The organism is Blautia sp. HCP3S3_G3 (assembly GCF_052063365.1).
In the GTDB taxonomy this organism is placed as follows: Bacteria; Bacillota; Clostridia; order Lachnospirales; family Lachnospiraceae; genus Blautia_A.
This window is the reverse complement of the sequence record NZ_JBQHXR010000008.1, coordinates 62,693-78,757: the sequence shown is the minus strand read 5'-3', so window position 1 is coordinate 78,757 and position 16,065 is coordinate 62,693. Positions and strand designations below refer to the sequence as shown.

General features: G+C 42.6%; 14 protein-coding genes. 13 read left to right on the top strand and 1 reads right to left on the bottom strand.

The window, feature by feature from the left end; all coding sequences use genetic code 11:
• The first annotated feature begins 218 nt into the window (after positions 1–218).
• From ACTNEW_RS09385 to ACTNEW_RS09335, 11 genes are all read left to right on the top strand, one after another.
• On the top strand, positions 219–767 hold the full coding sequence (locus ACTNEW_RS09385) for a helix-turn-helix transcriptional regulator (RefSeq protein ID WP_441060241.1): 549 nt from the start codon (positions 219–221) through the stop codon (positions 765–767).
• Between the two features lie 142 nt (positions 768–909).
• Entirely contained in the window at positions 910–1,119 is a 210-nt protein-coding gene (locus ACTNEW_RS09380; RefSeq protein ID WP_441060239.1) for a hypothetical protein, read from the top strand.
• A gap of 241 nt (positions 1,120–1,360) precedes the next feature.
• A complete protein-coding gene (locus ACTNEW_RS09375) occupies positions 1,361–2,869 on the top strand; it encodes a nucleotide sugar dehydrogenase (RefSeq protein ID WP_441060237.1) in 1,509 nt (502 codons plus the stop codon).
• Positions 2,870–2,886: 17 nt separating this feature from the next.
• Positions 2,887–3,972: a GDP-mannose 4,6-dehydratase gene (locus tag ACTNEW_RS09370; protein WP_441060235.1), complete on the top strand. Its 1,086-nt coding sequence runs from the start codon at positions 2,887–2,889 to the stop codon at positions 3,970–3,972.
• Between the two features lie 144 nt (positions 3,973–4,116).
• Positions 4,117–5,586, top strand: coding sequence for an LCP family protein (locus ACTNEW_RS09365; RefSeq protein WP_441060233.1), 1,470 nt, complete (start codon positions 4,117–4,119; stop codon positions 5,584–5,586).
• Positions 5,587–5,769: 183 nt separating this feature from the next.
• Complete coding sequence (locus tag ACTNEW_RS09360) at positions 5,770–6,489, top strand: CpsB/CapC family capsule biosynthesis tyrosine phosphatase (protein WP_441060231.1); 720 nt, start codon at positions 5,770–5,772, stop codon at positions 6,487–6,489.
• A 17-nt stretch (positions 6,490–6,506) separates the two neighbouring features.
• The gene (locus tag ACTNEW_RS09355; protein WP_441060229.1) at positions 6,507–7,250 is read left to right on the top strand and encodes a YveK family protein; all 744 of its coding nucleotides are present in this window, start codon (positions 6,507–6,509) and stop codon (positions 7,248–7,250) included.
• Positions 7,247–7,954 (top strand): polysaccharide biosynthesis tyrosine autokinase, encoded by a 708-nt coding sequence (locus ACTNEW_RS09350; RefSeq protein ID WP_441060227.1) that lies wholly within the window; start codon positions 7,247–7,249, stop codon positions 7,952–7,954. The genes ACTNEW_RS09355 and ACTNEW_RS09350 overlap by 4 nt, the downstream gene beginning before the upstream one ends.
• Positions 7,955–7,959: 5 nt before the next feature.
• Positions 7,960–8,766: an immunoglobulin-like domain-containing protein gene (locus ACTNEW_RS09345; RefSeq protein WP_441060225.1), complete on the top strand. Its 807-nt coding sequence runs from the start codon at positions 7,960–7,962 to the stop codon at positions 8,764–8,766.
• Between the two features lie 448 nt (positions 8,767–9,214).
• Complete coding sequence (locus ACTNEW_RS09340) at positions 9,215–10,051, top strand: S8 family peptidase (protein WP_441060223.1); 837 nt, start codon at positions 9,215–9,217, stop codon at positions 10,049–10,051.
• 123 nt (positions 10,052–10,174) lie between these two features.
• On the top strand, positions 10,175–11,383 hold the full coding sequence (locus tag ACTNEW_RS09335) for an NADP-dependent isocitrate dehydrogenase (protein ID WP_441060221.1): 1,209 nt from the start codon (positions 10,175–10,177) through the stop codon (positions 11,381–11,383).
• Positions 11,384–11,594: 211 nt separating this feature from the next.
• Here ACTNEW_RS09335 and ACTNEW_RS09330 read toward each other — a convergent pair whose 3' ends face one another.
• Positions 11,595–13,505: an ABC-F family ATP-binding cassette domain-containing protein gene (locus ACTNEW_RS09330; protein ID WP_441060219.1), complete on the bottom strand. Its 1,911-nt coding sequence runs from the start codon at positions 13,503–13,505 to the stop codon at positions 11,595–11,597.
• A gap of 223 nt (positions 13,506–13,728) precedes the next feature.
• Here ACTNEW_RS09330 and ACTNEW_RS09325 point away from each other — a divergent pair, with 223 nt between their 5' ends.
• Together ACTNEW_RS09325 and ACTNEW_RS09320 are read left to right on the top strand one after the other, a co-directional pair.
• Positions 13,729–14,376 carry a redox-sensing transcriptional repressor Rex gene (locus tag ACTNEW_RS09325; RefSeq protein ID WP_441060217.1) on the top strand — a complete coding sequence of 216 codons (648 nt, stop codon included), beginning with the start codon at positions 13,729–13,731 and terminating at the stop codon, positions 14,374–14,376.
• 137 nt (positions 14,377–14,513) lie between these two features.
• Positions 14,514–16,046 carry an NAD(P)H-hydrate dehydratase gene (locus ACTNEW_RS09320; RefSeq protein ID WP_441060215.1) on the top strand — a complete coding sequence of 511 codons (1,533 nt, stop codon included), beginning with the start codon at positions 14,514–14,516 and terminating at the stop codon, positions 16,044–16,046.
• Positions 16,047–16,065 lie beyond the last annotated feature (19 nt).

The window sequence follows — 16,065 nt, the reverse complement described above, 5'->3', positions numbered from 1 at the left end:
AGTCCTCTCTAAATACTGTTTGTTTTTTTCAATAAGATTTCCTATTTGCAAGGAAGTATAGTAAAAAACTATCAATAGGCTTGTATTATTAGGTGGCATTGTAAATACCTCTGCATTTAACAGTAAAAGATGCAAACATGTATGAAATAGCGACAGGGAGAAAAGTTATCATAAAGCAGTTTCCGTGTCAATAAGAAAATAAATATTTGGTAAAAATTATGAAAAACAAAGGTGAAATATTTAAAAAGATTAGAGAATATTTAGGCTTATCCCAGAAAGCGATGGGGGACAAGCTGGGATGTTCCGCTGCGAAAATCAGACGGTGTGATACGGGGGAACGGGAGATTACAGATGAGATCATCCAGAGAATGTGTGAGTCCTGTAGTGTGGATAAGCGAGTGTTCGATGATCCGGATCATATAGAAGCTTATTGCAATTTTGTTCCAGAAGAAATAGATTACCGCTCAATAGGTGAAAGGGTGCGTGAACTGCGAAAAGAGAAAGAGCTGATCCAAAAGGACTTTGGAGAGAAGGTTGGATATTCGCCATCAGCAATCTTAAAAATAGAAACGAACGTTAATCATGCGACCGACAAAACACTTCATGATATAGCGGATACATTTGACGTTGGATTTGAATGGCTGAAATTCGGAGATGAGAGATATCGGAAGTCTCCGGTGAATCAAAAGCTGATCGAGTGGTTAATGGAGCATCAGGAGATTAGGGATCAGCTTTGGAAGAAGATGTTGGATGAGGAACAGAATTGACAGGTTGGAGTCGGGATTACAGTGTGAAATTCAGGGCAGTAGGAAACTGCTGCCTGTTTTCTTCAACTTCTGAATTAGATTGACATGAAAATAATAATCAACACAGAATTCCCTACACAGAAAGAAGGCAAATTAGATTAACATGAAAATTGGCAGACCATGCAAAAAATCACTTACCATGCCCACTGTTTTGAAAGCGTATGAGAATAGCGTTGGTGCGGGAATTGTAGATCGTCCGAAAGCCCTGGGGGATTTACGCGGTGTCTCATATATTTACCCGATATTCTATCGATTTGGTCTGATTGAGGTATCGGAGAAAGTGAAAGAGATACTTCGGGGGAAGAAAAAATAGGACTGGGTGTGTGAGGGATAGAAAACGGAGTATAAGAATTGACCCGCTGGAGAATGAGAGTTTCTCTGACGGGTCTTTTAATTCTGCTAAAAAAAGAATTTTGCTAATCCGCCTATATTCTATTGACTTTGTAAATCTTCTGTCGTACAATGAACGAGTTGAAATGATGCTAAGAAATACATGAATAGAAAAAATAATTCTGCTTAAAACGGAATTATAGAGTGGTTAGGAGTAATTAGAAATGAAAAAACTGTCTATTGATAAAATCGTGGAGACAATCCACGCTCTCCGAAAGGAGAAAGGACTTACCCAGGCACAGCTTGCAGATGCTACAGGGATTAACCGGGCCATGATCGGTCGCATTGAAAATAAGGACTATGTACCGACAGTGGAGCAGATGCAGATGCTGGGTGAAACTCTTGGTTTTGAAGTTGTTGATATGTTTGTAGATGATACTGATACAGAAGCCGGTGCTGCCGATGTGGCGGAGGAAACAACTACTGCCCACACAACTGTTGATAAATCCTACAATATCGCTGTGGCCGGTACCGGTTACGTTGGCCTCTCATTAGCCACACTTTTAGCACAGCACAACCATGTGGTTGCTGTGGATATTGTTCCTGAGAAGGTCGATATGATCAATAAGCATATCTCTCCGATCCAGGATGATTATATTGAAAAGTATCTGGCCGAGAAGGAACTGGATTTGACCGCAACTCTGGATGCTGCGTCCGCTTATGCGGATGCTGACTTTGTTATCATTGCAGCTCCGACCAACTATGACAGCAAGAAGAACTTCTTTGATACTTCTGCTGTGGAGGCTGTCATTGAACTGGTATTAAAGACAAATCCGGAAGCCATGATGATCATCAAGTCCACCATTCCGGTGGGCTATACCGCATCGGTAAGAGAAAAGTATAACACAAAAAATATTATCTTCAGCCCGGAATTCCTGCGTGAATCCAAGGCTCTGTATGATAATCTGTACCCTTCTCGTATCATCGTGTCCTGTGATGAGGAGTCTGCTGAAGCTGCACATACATTTGCCACTCTTCTCCAGCAGGGGGCCATTAAGGAGAATATTGATACGCTGTTTATGGGCTTTACCGAGGCAGAGGCAGTGAAGCTCTTTGCCAATACTTATCTTGCCCTTCGTGTTTCCTATTTTAATGAGCTTGATACTTATGCAGAGTCCAAGGGACTGAATACGGCTGAGATCATTAATGGTGTTTGCCTGGATCCACGTATCGGCACACACTACAACAACCCTTCCTTCGGTTATGGCGGATACTGTCTGCCTAAGGATACCAAACAGCTTCTTGCCAATTTTGAATCCGTTCCTCAGAATATGATGTCTGCTATCGTGGAAAGTAACAGAACCAGAAAGGATTTCATCGCAGATCGTGTGCTTGAGATGGCTGGAGCCTATGAAGCAAATAGTACTTGGGATGCGGCAAAGGAAAAGGAAGTTGTCATCGGTGTGTACCGTCTGACCATGAAGAGTAACTCCGATAACTTCCGTCAGAGTTCCATCCAGGGCGTCATGAAGAGAATCAAGGCTAAGGGCGCAACGGTTGTGATTTATGAGCCGACCCTGCCAGCAGGATCCACCTTCTATGGCAGCCGCATCATTGGTGATCTGAATGAGTTTAAGGCTGTTTCTCAGGCCATTATTGCAAATCGCTATGATGCTTGCTTGGACGATGTGAACGATAAGGTGTACACACGCGATGTGTTCAGAAGAGACTGAGAGAGGGGGATCATCAGATGCAGAAAATTGACTTAACAGGAAAAACAGTACTGGTCACCGGTGCTGCTGGGTTTATCGGAAATAATCTGGTTTTGGAATTGCTCCGTACCGTGGAGGCAATCCATGTTGTGGGTATCGATATCATGTCCGATTATAATCCGGTTGAAATGAAGGAATGGAGACTGGAGCAGATTAAAAAGGAATCGGAAAAGCATCCTGATTCTTCCTGGACTTTTATCAAAGGAGACATCGCTGATTCGTATTTGATTCAGGATGTTTTCCAGACATATAAGCCGGCTGTTGTGGTTAACCTGGCAGCACAGGCAGGTGTGCGGTATTCTATTACCAATCCAGATACTTATATTCAGTCGAATCTGATTGGTTTCTATAATATTCTGGAAGCATGCCGCCATTCTTATGATGGAGGCGCTGTCGGAGTAGAGCATCTGGTCTATGCCTCCAGTTCATCTGTCTATGGAAGTAACAAAAAAGTTCCTTACAGCACAGACGATAAGGTAGATAATCCGGTATCACTCTATGCTGCAACCAAGAAATCCAATGAGCTGATGGCTCACGCATATAGTAAGCTTTACAATATTCCGTCCACCGGCCTTCGTTTCTTCACTGTTTATGGACCTGCAGGACGTACTGACATGGCCTATTTTGGTTTCACCAATAAGCTGATGAGAGGTGAGAAGATTCAGATTTTTAATTATGGTAACTGTAAACGTGACTTCACCTACGTGGATGATATCGTAGAGGGTGTGAAACGTGTGATGCAGGGTGCGCCTGAAAAAGTAACCGGAGAGGACGGCCTGCCGATTCCACCATACGCCGTGTATAACATCGGTAACAATAATCCGGAAAACCTGCTGGACTTCGTTCAGATTTTGCAGGAGGAACTTGTGAGAGCAAAGGTTCTGCCAGAAGATTATGACTTCGAGGCTCACAAGGAGCTTGTTCCGATGCAGCCTGGTGATGTGCCGGTAACCTATGCAGACACAAGTGCACTTGAGAGAGACTATGGCTTCAAACCAGGCACAAGCCTGAGGGACGGATTGAGACGGTTTGCCGAGTGGTATAAGGAATTTTATAACGTGTAAATAGTATGAAGGTTACCGGGAATGTCATCAAAGTTCTGTATAATGACTTGATTTTTCATACTGGAAAGTATAAAATAAAAAAGATACTTTGTGATTATTTCAAACGGAAATTTCCATAAAATACATAGGAGGATGAATATTGTAATGAGTAGAAAAATGGATCGGCTTCCGGGAAAGATTATTTCAGCTGTCTTTTTTGTGATTGTTTTTGCTTTTGCTGCATTGCTGATTTACACGAAATTAGTTCCAGCCAAGTATCTGACAATTATTTGTGGGATACTGGTTCTGATGGTTTTGGTTGTTTATCTTCTGGTGCGCAAATTAAGATATATAATTCCATTCATCATTGGAATTCTTTTAATGCTTGTGACAGTTGCTGTTATGGCTCTTGGAAGTCTTTACATCTATAGAACGGTGAATACGATTGATAATATTACCGGCGTAAATACAGAAGTGGCACAGATTGGGGTATATGTATTGAATGAGGATGCCGCGGATTCTATTAATGCTGCAGTAGACTATAGCTTTGGTATTCTTTCTGATCTGGACAGAGAGAGTACGGATAATACCGTGAACCAGTTGGATTCTGAATTGGGAACAACGATCCGGACAGTAGAATATGCTTCACTTACTGATCTGGCAGATGCAATTATGCGGAAAAAAGTTGAAGCAATCATCCTGAATCAGGCTTACCTGGATGTGATAGATGAGATGGATGGTTACAGTAAATTCTCTTCTATGCTCCGTGAAATTACCACAAAACATGTAGAAACTGTGATTGAGCGTACGGAACCGCAGTTAGTTGTGAATCCCGATGGTAATACAAATACGGATGAGATGGTACTTACACTTTTTATTAGCGGAATCGATACAAGAGGTGCTATGACAGCCAAGAGCCGAAGTGATGTAAATATCATTGCCACTATTAACACAAAAACCAGACAGGTCCTTCTGGTGTCAACACCGAGAGATTATTTTGTACCGCTTTCTATTTCTAATGGTGCTCCTGATAAACTGACGCATGCAGGCATCTACGGTATTAATGTTTGTATGGATACCCTGGGTATGCTTTATGAGGAGGATATAAATTATTATTTCCGACTGAATTTTGCAGGATTCATTAATATTATTGATGCTCTGGGCGGAGTTACAGTAAATTCCGATTATGATTTCACTACAGGAGCATATCATTTTAACCAGGGTGAGAACTATATGAATGGGGAACAGGCTCTTGCATTTGCCAGGGAACGTTATGCATTCAGTGAAGGCGACCGTCAGAGAGGAAGAAATCAAATGGCCGTGATAGAAGCTGTTATCAACAAAGCTCTTTCTCCGGAGCTTTTAAAGAATTATACTTCTGTTCTGAGTGGAATGGAGGGAAGCTTCGAAACGAATGTTCCGTATGATCTCATCGCATCCCTTGTAAGAAAACAGCTGAATGAAGGCGGCAGCTGGAACATCGTTAGCTACAGCGTAAATGGTACCGGTGACACACAAAAACCATATTCCATGAGTCAGAATGCATATGTCATGATTCCAGATTATTCCACTGTTGACAAAGCAAAAGATCTTATGAGCAAAGTGAGAAACGGTGAGGAGATCAGTCTCCAGTAAGAATTAGCAGCTGTTCATTTTATGGATAGCTGCTAATAGTTTTGTATTTGTTGAAAATAGGCGAAAAAATATCTTGTGTATGATGAGAGAATAAGATATAATAATTGTGTTTGTATCGGGTTACATAATGGAAGTTAGCCTGATGATATGGAATTAATGCAATAAGAGAGAAGAAAGGATTTTATGAAAGGTTTATATGACATGCACTGTCACATTGTCCCCCATGTGGATGACGGTGCGGATAATATGGAAGAAGCTTTGAAGATGCTTAAGATCGAATATGCAGAGGGAGTGCGTCATATTATTATCACTCCGCATTTTCGTAAAGGGATGTTTGAGACACCTCTGGAAAAGGTTCAGCAGCAGTTCGAAGCGTTGAGAGCGAAAGCATCAGATATCGGAGGTGATGGAATAGACCTGTATCTGGGATGTGAATTCCATGTAAATGGAAACATGGTGGAGATGCTCCGGTCAAAGCAGGTTCTTACCATGGCAGGTTCCAGATATGTACTTGTGGAATTTTCTGGTTCATCTGATCAGACGCAGGTCCGCAAAACCCTGTATTCTCTGATTTCTAATGGCTATAAACCCATTATTGCACACATCGAACGCTATCCTAAGGTTCGGGGAGATCTGAATTTCATTGAAGAGATGGTGGAAATGGGTGCCAGAGTACAGGTAAATGCCGAGAGCATTGTGGGCAAAGAAGGATTTGGAACAAAGCGTTTCTGCTCGAAACTGATGAAAGAAGATCTGCTTCACTTCGTGGGAACTGACGGTCACGGAAGTTCTTATCGGGTACCGAAGCTGAAGGATGCATATAATCGGGTTGCCAAAAAAATGGGAGAAGATTATGCAGAACAGATTTTTATACATAACCCGGAGAGAATCATTAAAAAATAAGGGATGGAAGGATAAAAATGGAAAATCAGCACACCACGAAAAACGATGAAATGGAAATTGATTTAATGGAAATAGCTGGGGTGATTCTCAGTAAACTGTGGATAATCATCTTGTCAGGTATTACGGCAGCACTGGTATTTATCGTTGTTACGATGCTGTTTATTACTCCGCAGTATGAATCAACAACTAAAATGTATGTGTTAAGCAAACAGGATAATAACACTCTGACAAGTTCGGATATGCAAACCAGTTTGTCACTGACCAAGGACTATGCGGAACTGATCACAAGCCGTACTGTTACAGAAGGTGTGATTGCTCAGCTTAATCTCGATATGACAGACAAAGAACTTTTGAATAAGATTTCCGTGGGAACAAGTTCTGATACCCGTATTCTGTCAATTACCGTAACGGATGAAGATCCTTATCAGGCATGTCAGATTGCAAATGCTGTCCGTGATGTGGCTGCCAACCATATTCAGAATGTTATGAATATTGATGCGGTTAATGTTGTTGAAACTGCAAATATCCCTAATGAAAAAGCGAGTCCGAGTCTTTCTAAGAACGGTATAATCGGAGGACTGCTGGGTGTGATTCTTGCAACGGCAATTATTCTGATCGTATACCTGACGAATGATACCATTAAGTCTCAGGAAGATGTAGAAAAATACTTGCAGTTAAGTGTTCTTGGAACCATTCCTCTTATGGAAATGGAGAAAAAATCCAAGAAACAGAAAAAGAATAAAGGGAGAAAGAAAAGATGAAACAGATTACAGTTGCTCGTCCAAAATTAAATTACAGTGTTGATGAATCCTACAAATCGCTTCGTCAGAATCTTCTGTTCTGTGGGGAAGATAAAAAGGTTATTGCAATTACAAGCTGTACCCCTAATGAAGGTAAGAGTAATGTTTCCTTTAACCTTTCTGTTTCTCTTGCTGAATCAGGCAAACGTGTGCTTCTCGTAGATGCAGATCTTCGTAAATCTGTTCTTGTTGGAAGAACAGAAGTTGATGGAGAAATTAAGGGGCTTTCCCATTATCTTTCTCAGCAGGCATCTCTGGAAAATGTGATTTATGCAACCAATATTCCGAGGTTTCATATTATTTACGCAGGAATTGTTCCTCCAAACCCTGCAGAACTTCTTGGAGGGAAATATTTCAAAAACCTTCTGAAAGTAGTAAGAGATGTATACGACTATATTATCATTGACACACCGCCTCTTGGAAGCGTCATTGACAGTGCTGTTATTGCAGATCAGTGTGATGGTTCTATTATGGTTATGGAATCCGGTGTCATCAGCTATCGCTTTGCACAGGAAGTCAAAGAACAGCTTGCAAGATGTGCCTGCCCGATTCTTGGTGTAATTCTGAACAAAGTTGACCTTGCTAAACAGGGATATGGAAAATACTATGGAAAATACGGCAAGTATGGTCGATATGGACAGTATGGACAGGAAGGTAAGGAGTAAATACTATGTCAAAAAAATTTGCTGTGTTTATGGCTGTTGTTTGTGTGGGATTAATCGCACTTGTTGGATGGTTCCGCCTGAATGGAGACAGAACCGGTCCGGAAGTAACCTGTAACAATACAAGTCTCGTGTACCATGAGGGTATGAAAGATTCCGAACTACTGGAAAATGTAATCGCTTTTGATGAAAAAGACGGGGATGTAACAGATTCTCTTACCGTAGAATCTGTTTATGCAGTGGATAAAGATGAAGTTTGTATCGTTTATGTAGCAAAGGATAACTCTAATAATATTACCAAGGTAAAGCAGACTTATCCGGCAGAACAAACTGCAGGGAATGAACAGGAAGAAGCTGCGGCAAATGAATCAGAAGAGACAGATTCTAATACAGAAGGAGCAGATACAGAAGAACAGGATGTAAGTAATTCTTCGGATGAAGAACAGAACGGAGATTCCGCTTCTGATACCGTAGAAGAGCCGACCTCTGCTGACATGGGTACAGATACCTCTTCCGAAGCAGAACAGGCACGCACAGAGCAGGAAGCTGCAGCCGCTGCGATGCCGGCGCAGAATCCTCGTATATATCTGACAGATTATGTGGTAACAGTTCCGGCCGGAACTTCTGTAGACCGTCTCAGCTATGTAAAAGAGATTACAGATGATACAGACAATGTTTACGATCTCTGGACAAAGATTCAGATTACCGGTTCACTGGATACACTGACACCGGGTACCTATGAATGTACCTATTATGTAATCGACTCTGCCGGAAATACTTCCAATCAGGCTGTATTGAAATTTATCGTTGAGTAAGAAAATATTGGTATAATCAGATAAGGTTTCGAAAAAGTCATATAAAATATCTCCTATTATGATATTTTATATGACTTTTTCGTATCTGATCGATATCGTATTGGGGCAGGTATGTTCTATTGCATTTTCTTATGTCCCTGATGATTTTTACACCATTCTTTCAGAAATTCTATTTGTTCCTGGTCGGAAATTTCCCGGGACATCTGGTCGTTTCCAGCTGCGGCACAACAAAATAAAATAAATGTTTGGATAACAAGTGCCAGAATGAGTATGATCAGCAGCATTTTCTAACCTTCCTCCTTTAAAAATCATAAATCAGGATGATCCTGTTGTTTTCTATCTGTTCAGTATTTCCTTTTTATTAAAATTTATGCAAAATCAACAGATCCGATGCGCAAACACGCATATCGAAGAATAAGCTAAAATAAATCCTGTATTTGGAGACAATATGGAAACTGACAAATATACGGGAAAAGGTGTCACAACAGCGATTCTGGATACGGGAATATATCCGCACATGGATTTTGGGAACCGGATCATTGTTTTTCGTGATTTTGTATCATACCGCTCGCGTCCTTATGATGACAATGGACATGGAACTCATGTTGCAGGAATTCTATGCGGAGATGGAAAAGCTTCAAAGGGCCTTTATAAAGGCATAGCACCTTCCTGCAGGATTGCGGCATTAAAAGTGCTGGACCGTTTCGGAAACGGAAATAAAGAAAATGTCATGCGTGCGTTCCGATGGATTTTGCGTTATCATGAGCAGTACCATATACGTATCGTCAATATTTCTGTGGGTACAACGTACAAAACAGGAAATGATCAGGATGCCCTGATTCGCGGAGTGGAAGAACTCTGGGACAAAGGGCTGATCGTGGTTGCGGCAGCAGGAAATCTCGGACCGAAACCATCCAGTATCACAGCCCCCGGAAGCAGCAAAAAAATCATTACCGTTGGTTCCAGCGATCTGCTGGAAGGCTCCAGCGGTGTTTCCGGATGCGGCCCGACCTACGATTGTATCTGCAAACCGGATATTGTTGCGCCGGGAAATCATATCATGTCCTGTGTTCCCGGACCGGACCGCTTTTATTCTGCCAAAAGCGGCACCTCCATGTCTACCCCTCTTGTCTCCGGTGCAATCGCATTAAAACTGGAAAAAAATCAAGATCTGACAAACATGGAGATCAAAATGATGTTAAAGGATAGTGCTGATGACATGGGATTGTCAAGAAATCAACAGGGTTGGGGAAAATTTAACTGTAAAAGGTTCTTATCTCTGTGATTTTTCGGACATTTTGATGAAAGTGATGCGTTAACATATAAAAGTATTGACGATTTGATGTATTTTGGATAAAATAAGTGTTGATTATGGATGGTTGGATGAAATGCAGCAGAGGAGGACATTATGGAAAAAATCAAAATGCAGACCCCATTAGTTGAAATGGATGGCGACGAGATGACCAGAATTCTCTGGCAAATGATCAAAGATGAGCTTTTGCTCCCCTATATTGACCTGAATACCGAATACTATGATCTTGGGCTGAAACATCGTAATGAGACTGATGATCAGGTGACCATAGATGCAGCAGAAGCAACCAAAAAATACGGTGTAGCAGTAAAATGCGCTACAATCACTCCAAACAAAGCCAGAATGGAAGAGTATGATCTGAAAAAAATGTATAAAAGTCCCAATGGAACAATTCGGGCGATTCTGGATGGAACTGTCTTCCGTGCACCGATTATTGTAAAGGGCATTGAACCGTGTGTCCGAAACTGGAAAAAGCCGATTACCCTGGCCCGCCACGCATATGGTGATATTTACAAAAATACGGAATTTTATATTGATAAGCCTGGAAAAGTCGAACTGGTATATACAAGTAACGATGGAGAAGAAAAGCGCTCTCTGGTGCAGGAATTTAAAACACCTGGTGTTGCAATGGGCATGCACAACATGGAATCATCCATTGAAAGCTTTGCAAGAAGCTGCTTTAATTACGCGCTTGATACCAAACAGGATGTATGGTTTGGCGCCAAAGATACCATTTCCAAAACCTATGACGGTAAGTTTAAAGAAATTTTCCAACAGATTTTTGAATCTGAATTTAAAGATAAATTTGAGGCGGCAGGGCTGACCTATTTTTACAGTCTGATCGATGATATTGTAGCCCGTGTCATGAAAGCGGAAGGCGGTTTTATCTGGGCCTGCAAGAATTATGACGGAGATGTCATGAGCGATATGGTATCTTCGGCATTCGGTTCTCTGGCTATGATGACTTCTGTACTGGTTTCTCCTCATGGATATTATGAGTATGAGGCTGCTCACGGAACCGTACAGAGACATTATTACCGTCATCTGGAAGGAAAAGAAACCTCCACCAACTCCGTAGCCACTATTTTTGCTTGGACAGGTGCTCTTCGCAAACGCGGAGAACTTGACGGTAACCAGAAACTGGCTGCTTTTGCGGATTCTCTGGAAAAAGCAACCTTAAAAACGATCGAATCCGGAAAAATGACAAAAGATCTGGCTTTAATTACGGCTCTGGAGAACCCGACAGTACTGAACAGCAGAGATTTCATTCTTGCTGTCAGAGAAACTCTGGATTCTATTATGTAAAAAATCAGCTGCCGAGATTCGAGTGCCGGACATCTTGTACCGTCGTGAGATACGCAGAACCCTATCTGATGAAATTGTTTTTTTCTGCCCGTTTCGTTGGGCTTTCACATTGCGTGTATCCAAATTTATTGATACACTCCATAAAAAACCGCAGGTTCCCTTTTGGGGAATTCTGCGGTTTTAAAATATATGCCGTTATAAATCTATACCATTATGCAAGCGTTTCCCACTTCTCATAAAGTTCTTCCAGTTCTTCTGCGATTGCTTCTTTTTCGCGGCTGAGAGCGGTACATTTCGCTACATTTGTGCAAACATCCGGAAGCACAAGTGTTTCGTCGATTTCTTTATCTCGATTTTCAAGCTCTTCGATACGTTTCTCCGTTTTTTTCAGTTCATTTTCCCGTTTACGTTTCTGCGCCTGTTCTTCTTTTTGCTGCTGCCAGGAAATCTTATTGTCGGATGTCGGAGATGCCTCGTTAATCTCTTCTTCAGCAGCAGGAGCATACTTTTCTGTCAGTTCTTCCCGTTTCTCGAGATAATAATCATAATCACCGATATAATTCACAATCTTCTGATTCGTCAGATCCAGAATTCTGGTTGCCGTCTGATTGATAAAATAACGGTCATGAGAAACATAGAATACCGTTCCTGTATAGCTGTTCAGGGCTTCTTCCAGAATTTCCTTGGAAGCAATGTCCAGATGGTTGGTCGGCTCATCGAGAATCAGAAAATTGGCTTCCGAAAGCATCAGTTTTGCAAGGGAAACACGTCCTCTTTCTCCACCGGAGAGAGCAGATATTTCCTTAAAAACATCGTCCCCTGTAAAAAGAAAAGCAGCAAGCATGTTGCGGATTTCCGTCTCTGTAAGAGTCGGATACGTATCAGAAATTTCCTGAAAGATTGTCTTGTCCATATGAAGAACGTGATGCTCCTGATCATAATATCCGATCTGTACCTTGGAACCAAGGGTAAATTTTCCGGTATCAGCGGAAAGAATTCCGTTGATAATCTTCAGCATCGTTGTTTTTCCTGTGCCGTTGCTGCCAATGAGTGCTACCCGTTCCCCACGTTTGATTTCAAAGGAAATATTCTGAAACAGAAGTTGTCCCGGAAAACTCTTGGAAAGCTCCTCCACGGTCAGTACATCATTTCCGCTGACAAACCGGGGTTCCAGAGAAAGACGCATCTGATCCTGAATTTCCACCGGTTTATCCAGACGCTGGATTTTACCCAGCATTTTTTCCCGGCTTTCTGCCCGTTTGATGGACTTTTCCCGGTTAAAAGATTTCAGTTTTGCAATCACAGCTTCCTGATGTTTGATCTCACGCTGCTGATTGAGGTAAGCCTTGTACTGCGCATCGCGAAGCTGTGCTTTTTTCAGCGCGTAGGCGGAATAATTACCTGTATAGGAACGGACTTCCCCGGCTTCAATCTCCACGATTTTTGTCACCACTTTATCAAGGAAATAACGGTCATGAGAAACAATGAAGACCGCACCCGGATAATTCAGCAGATACGTCTCCAGCCAGGTAATACTCTCCATATCCAGATGGTTGGTCGGCTCATCCAGAAGAAGGATATCCGGTTTGGAAATCAGCAGCTTGCCAAGTGCAACACGTGTTTTCTGACCGCCGGAAAGTGTTTCGATCTGCTTGTCAAAATCCTCTTCTCCAAACCCAAGTCCTTTCAGGACTCCGGTCAGTTCACTCTTGTACGCATAGCCGTTCTGGAGTTCAAATTCATGAGTGAGGCGGGTATAAGTGTTCATAAGCGTTTCCAGCTGTTCCCCGGAGGTATGCTTCATTTCCTGCTCAATCGACCGCATCCGGGTTTCCATATCAATGATATGCTGTTTGGTCGTAAGAAGCTCTTCATAAATGGTATGATGACCATGGATATCCTGATACTGGGCAAGATAACCGATATTCTTGTCACGGGAAATGACAACAGTACCGGAATCCGTAGAAATCTCCTGCATGATAATACGCAGCAAAGTCGTCTTGCCTGCGCCGTTATTGCCGATCAGTGCGGCTTTTTCCCGTTCTTCTATATGAAAAGATGCGTCATGGAGAATCACTTTTTCACCAAAGGATTTGCAAATGTTCTGACATGATAAAATCATATGAATTCCTCCAAAAGATGTCTGAGTTTGTCGCAATATAAGAAATAAAATACATTCAAAATTCATTATATCGTAATTCCGGATTTTGTAAAGGAAAAAATCCGGAAAGGAGCCCCGGAAATTGCCTGTAAACAATATTTTTTTGGTAATATGTTACAACTTTAATTGACAATAAAATGTCAATTCGTTATAATTGACATAGTATGATAAGGAGGGGTTCTTTGTGGACGCAAAAGAAATTTCAAAAGCTGTTATTAAACGCCTGCCGCGTTATTATCGATATCTGGGGGAATTACTGGAGGAAAATGTGGAGAGAATTTCTTCCAATGACCTGAGCAAAAAAATGAAAGTCACTGCTTCGCAGATCCGTCAGGATCTGAATAATTTCGGGGGCTTTGGACAGCAGGGCTACGGATATAATGTCAAATTTCTTTATACGGAGATCGGGAAGATTCTTGGACTGGATGTCCAGCATCCAATGATCATTCTCGGAGCCGGTAATCTTGGCCAGGCACTTGCCAATTATGTGGATTTTGAGAAACGGGGATTTAAACTGGTAGGCATTTTTGATGTTAATCCTGTGCTGGAAGGAATGGCTGTCCGCGGAATTGAAATTCAGATGTTGAGTGACCTTCCTCTTTTTCTTCGTGAAAACCTTGTGGAGATTGCAATCCTGACTTTACCGAAAAACAGGGCAAAAGAGATGGCAAATATTCTGATCGAGAACGGAGTGAAGGCCATCTGGAATTTCGCCCATGTAGATCTGGATACGCCGGATGATGTAATCGTTGAGAATGTCCATCTTTCCGAAAGTCTGATGACACTGTCTTATAATCTGAGTCAGTATCGCCAGGAGCATGTGGAAAAATAAAGCATTATGAAAAGAGCCGCTATAGACCGGGGATTTTTCAGCGGACCCGGAGGCGGCTTTTTGTTATTTCCCGGGAGAGTGCCACGCATTTTCCTGTTACGTTCCAGAGTGTATTGAAGAATAATCGGAGAATCGTTATGAAGGAAATCGTTACCTGTAAAAGAATGAAGGAACTGGATAATGCAGCGATTTATCAAATGGGAATTCCGTCCTGTGTTCTGATGGAACGGGCTGCATTAAAAACAGCTGAAGAAATAAAAAAACATTTTCAAAAGATTTATGGTACAAGTGAGGAATATAAAAAGGAGAAGGTGCTGGTCGTATGCGGAAGCGGTAATAATGGCGGTGACGGAATTGCCATAGCGCGGCTTCTGTATCTGGAGGGAGTCGACACCTCGTTTTTTGTGGCAGGATCTGAGAATCGTATGACAGAGGAAACCAGGAATCAGTACCGCATTGCATCCAACTATGGGGTGCCTGTCGTGCATAATGTGGAATGGGCTGAATATACTACTATAGTAGATGCCCTTTTCGGAGTAGGACTTGCAAGACCTGTAGAGGGTGCTTACAGAGAACTGATTATGCGGATGAATGAAACAGATGCATGGAAAGTAGCAGTGGATATTCCTTCAGGCGTGGATGGAGATACAGGAAAGGAACTCGGCATTGCATTTCATGCAGATCTCACAGTGACTTTTGCGTTCCGCAAACGAGGACTCTGTTTTTATCCGGGACGAATGTATGCAGGCCGTATCGTTGTGGCAGATATCGGCATCTACGGGGCAGATCAGCCGCAGGACCGTACCTGGCATCTGGAACAGTCGGATCTTGGGCTTTTGCCGGAACGGGTCGTATATGGCAATAAAGGAACCTTTGGAAAGGTTCTGGTGGTGGCCGGGACGGAAGGCATGTGCGGCGCAGCTTATCTGTGCGCATCGGCAGCACTGGCGGGAGGAGCCGGCATGGTGAAGATCCAGACAGAGGAGGCCAATCGGGTTCCTCTTCAGATCCTGCTGCCGGAAGCTATGGTCACCTGTGCATTTACCGAAGAAGCCAACCGGAAATCTCTTGACTGGTGTGATGTTCTTGTAATCGGACCGGGACTTGGTATTTCCGGAAAAAGCCGGGAACGTGCGGAGTGGTTTCTGAAAAACGCTTCTCTTGCGCAAAAACCGGTGATTCTGGATGCGGACGGTCTGAATCTTCTGGCAATGCATCCGGCATGGAATGCCTGGCTTTCGGAACGTGTGACAGTGACCCCTCACCTTGGGGAAATGAGCCGGCTGACCGGAAAAAGCATTGACCAGATTCAGTGCCGCATGGCGGAAACAGCAGAAGAATATGCAACCGGGACAGATGCCGTATGCGTTCTGAAAGATGCCTGTACAGTTGTTGCAGACAAAAATGGTCACCTGTATCTGAATCTTGCAGGAAATCCCGGAATGGCAACTGCAGGAAGCGGGGATGTACTTTCCGGTATCCTTGCAGCGGTCGCATGCATGTATCTGCAGAAAAAGGAAAACGCACCGGATCCGGGACTGTGCGCTGCGCTTGGAGTTTATCTCCATGCAAAAAGCGGCGATCAGGCAGCTGAAGAAACCGGAACACGCGGGATGAAAGCACGGGATTTGATCCGTATGCTGCCATCCGTTCTTGCAAAAATCAGATAAAAGAGTAAAATAAGGTGTA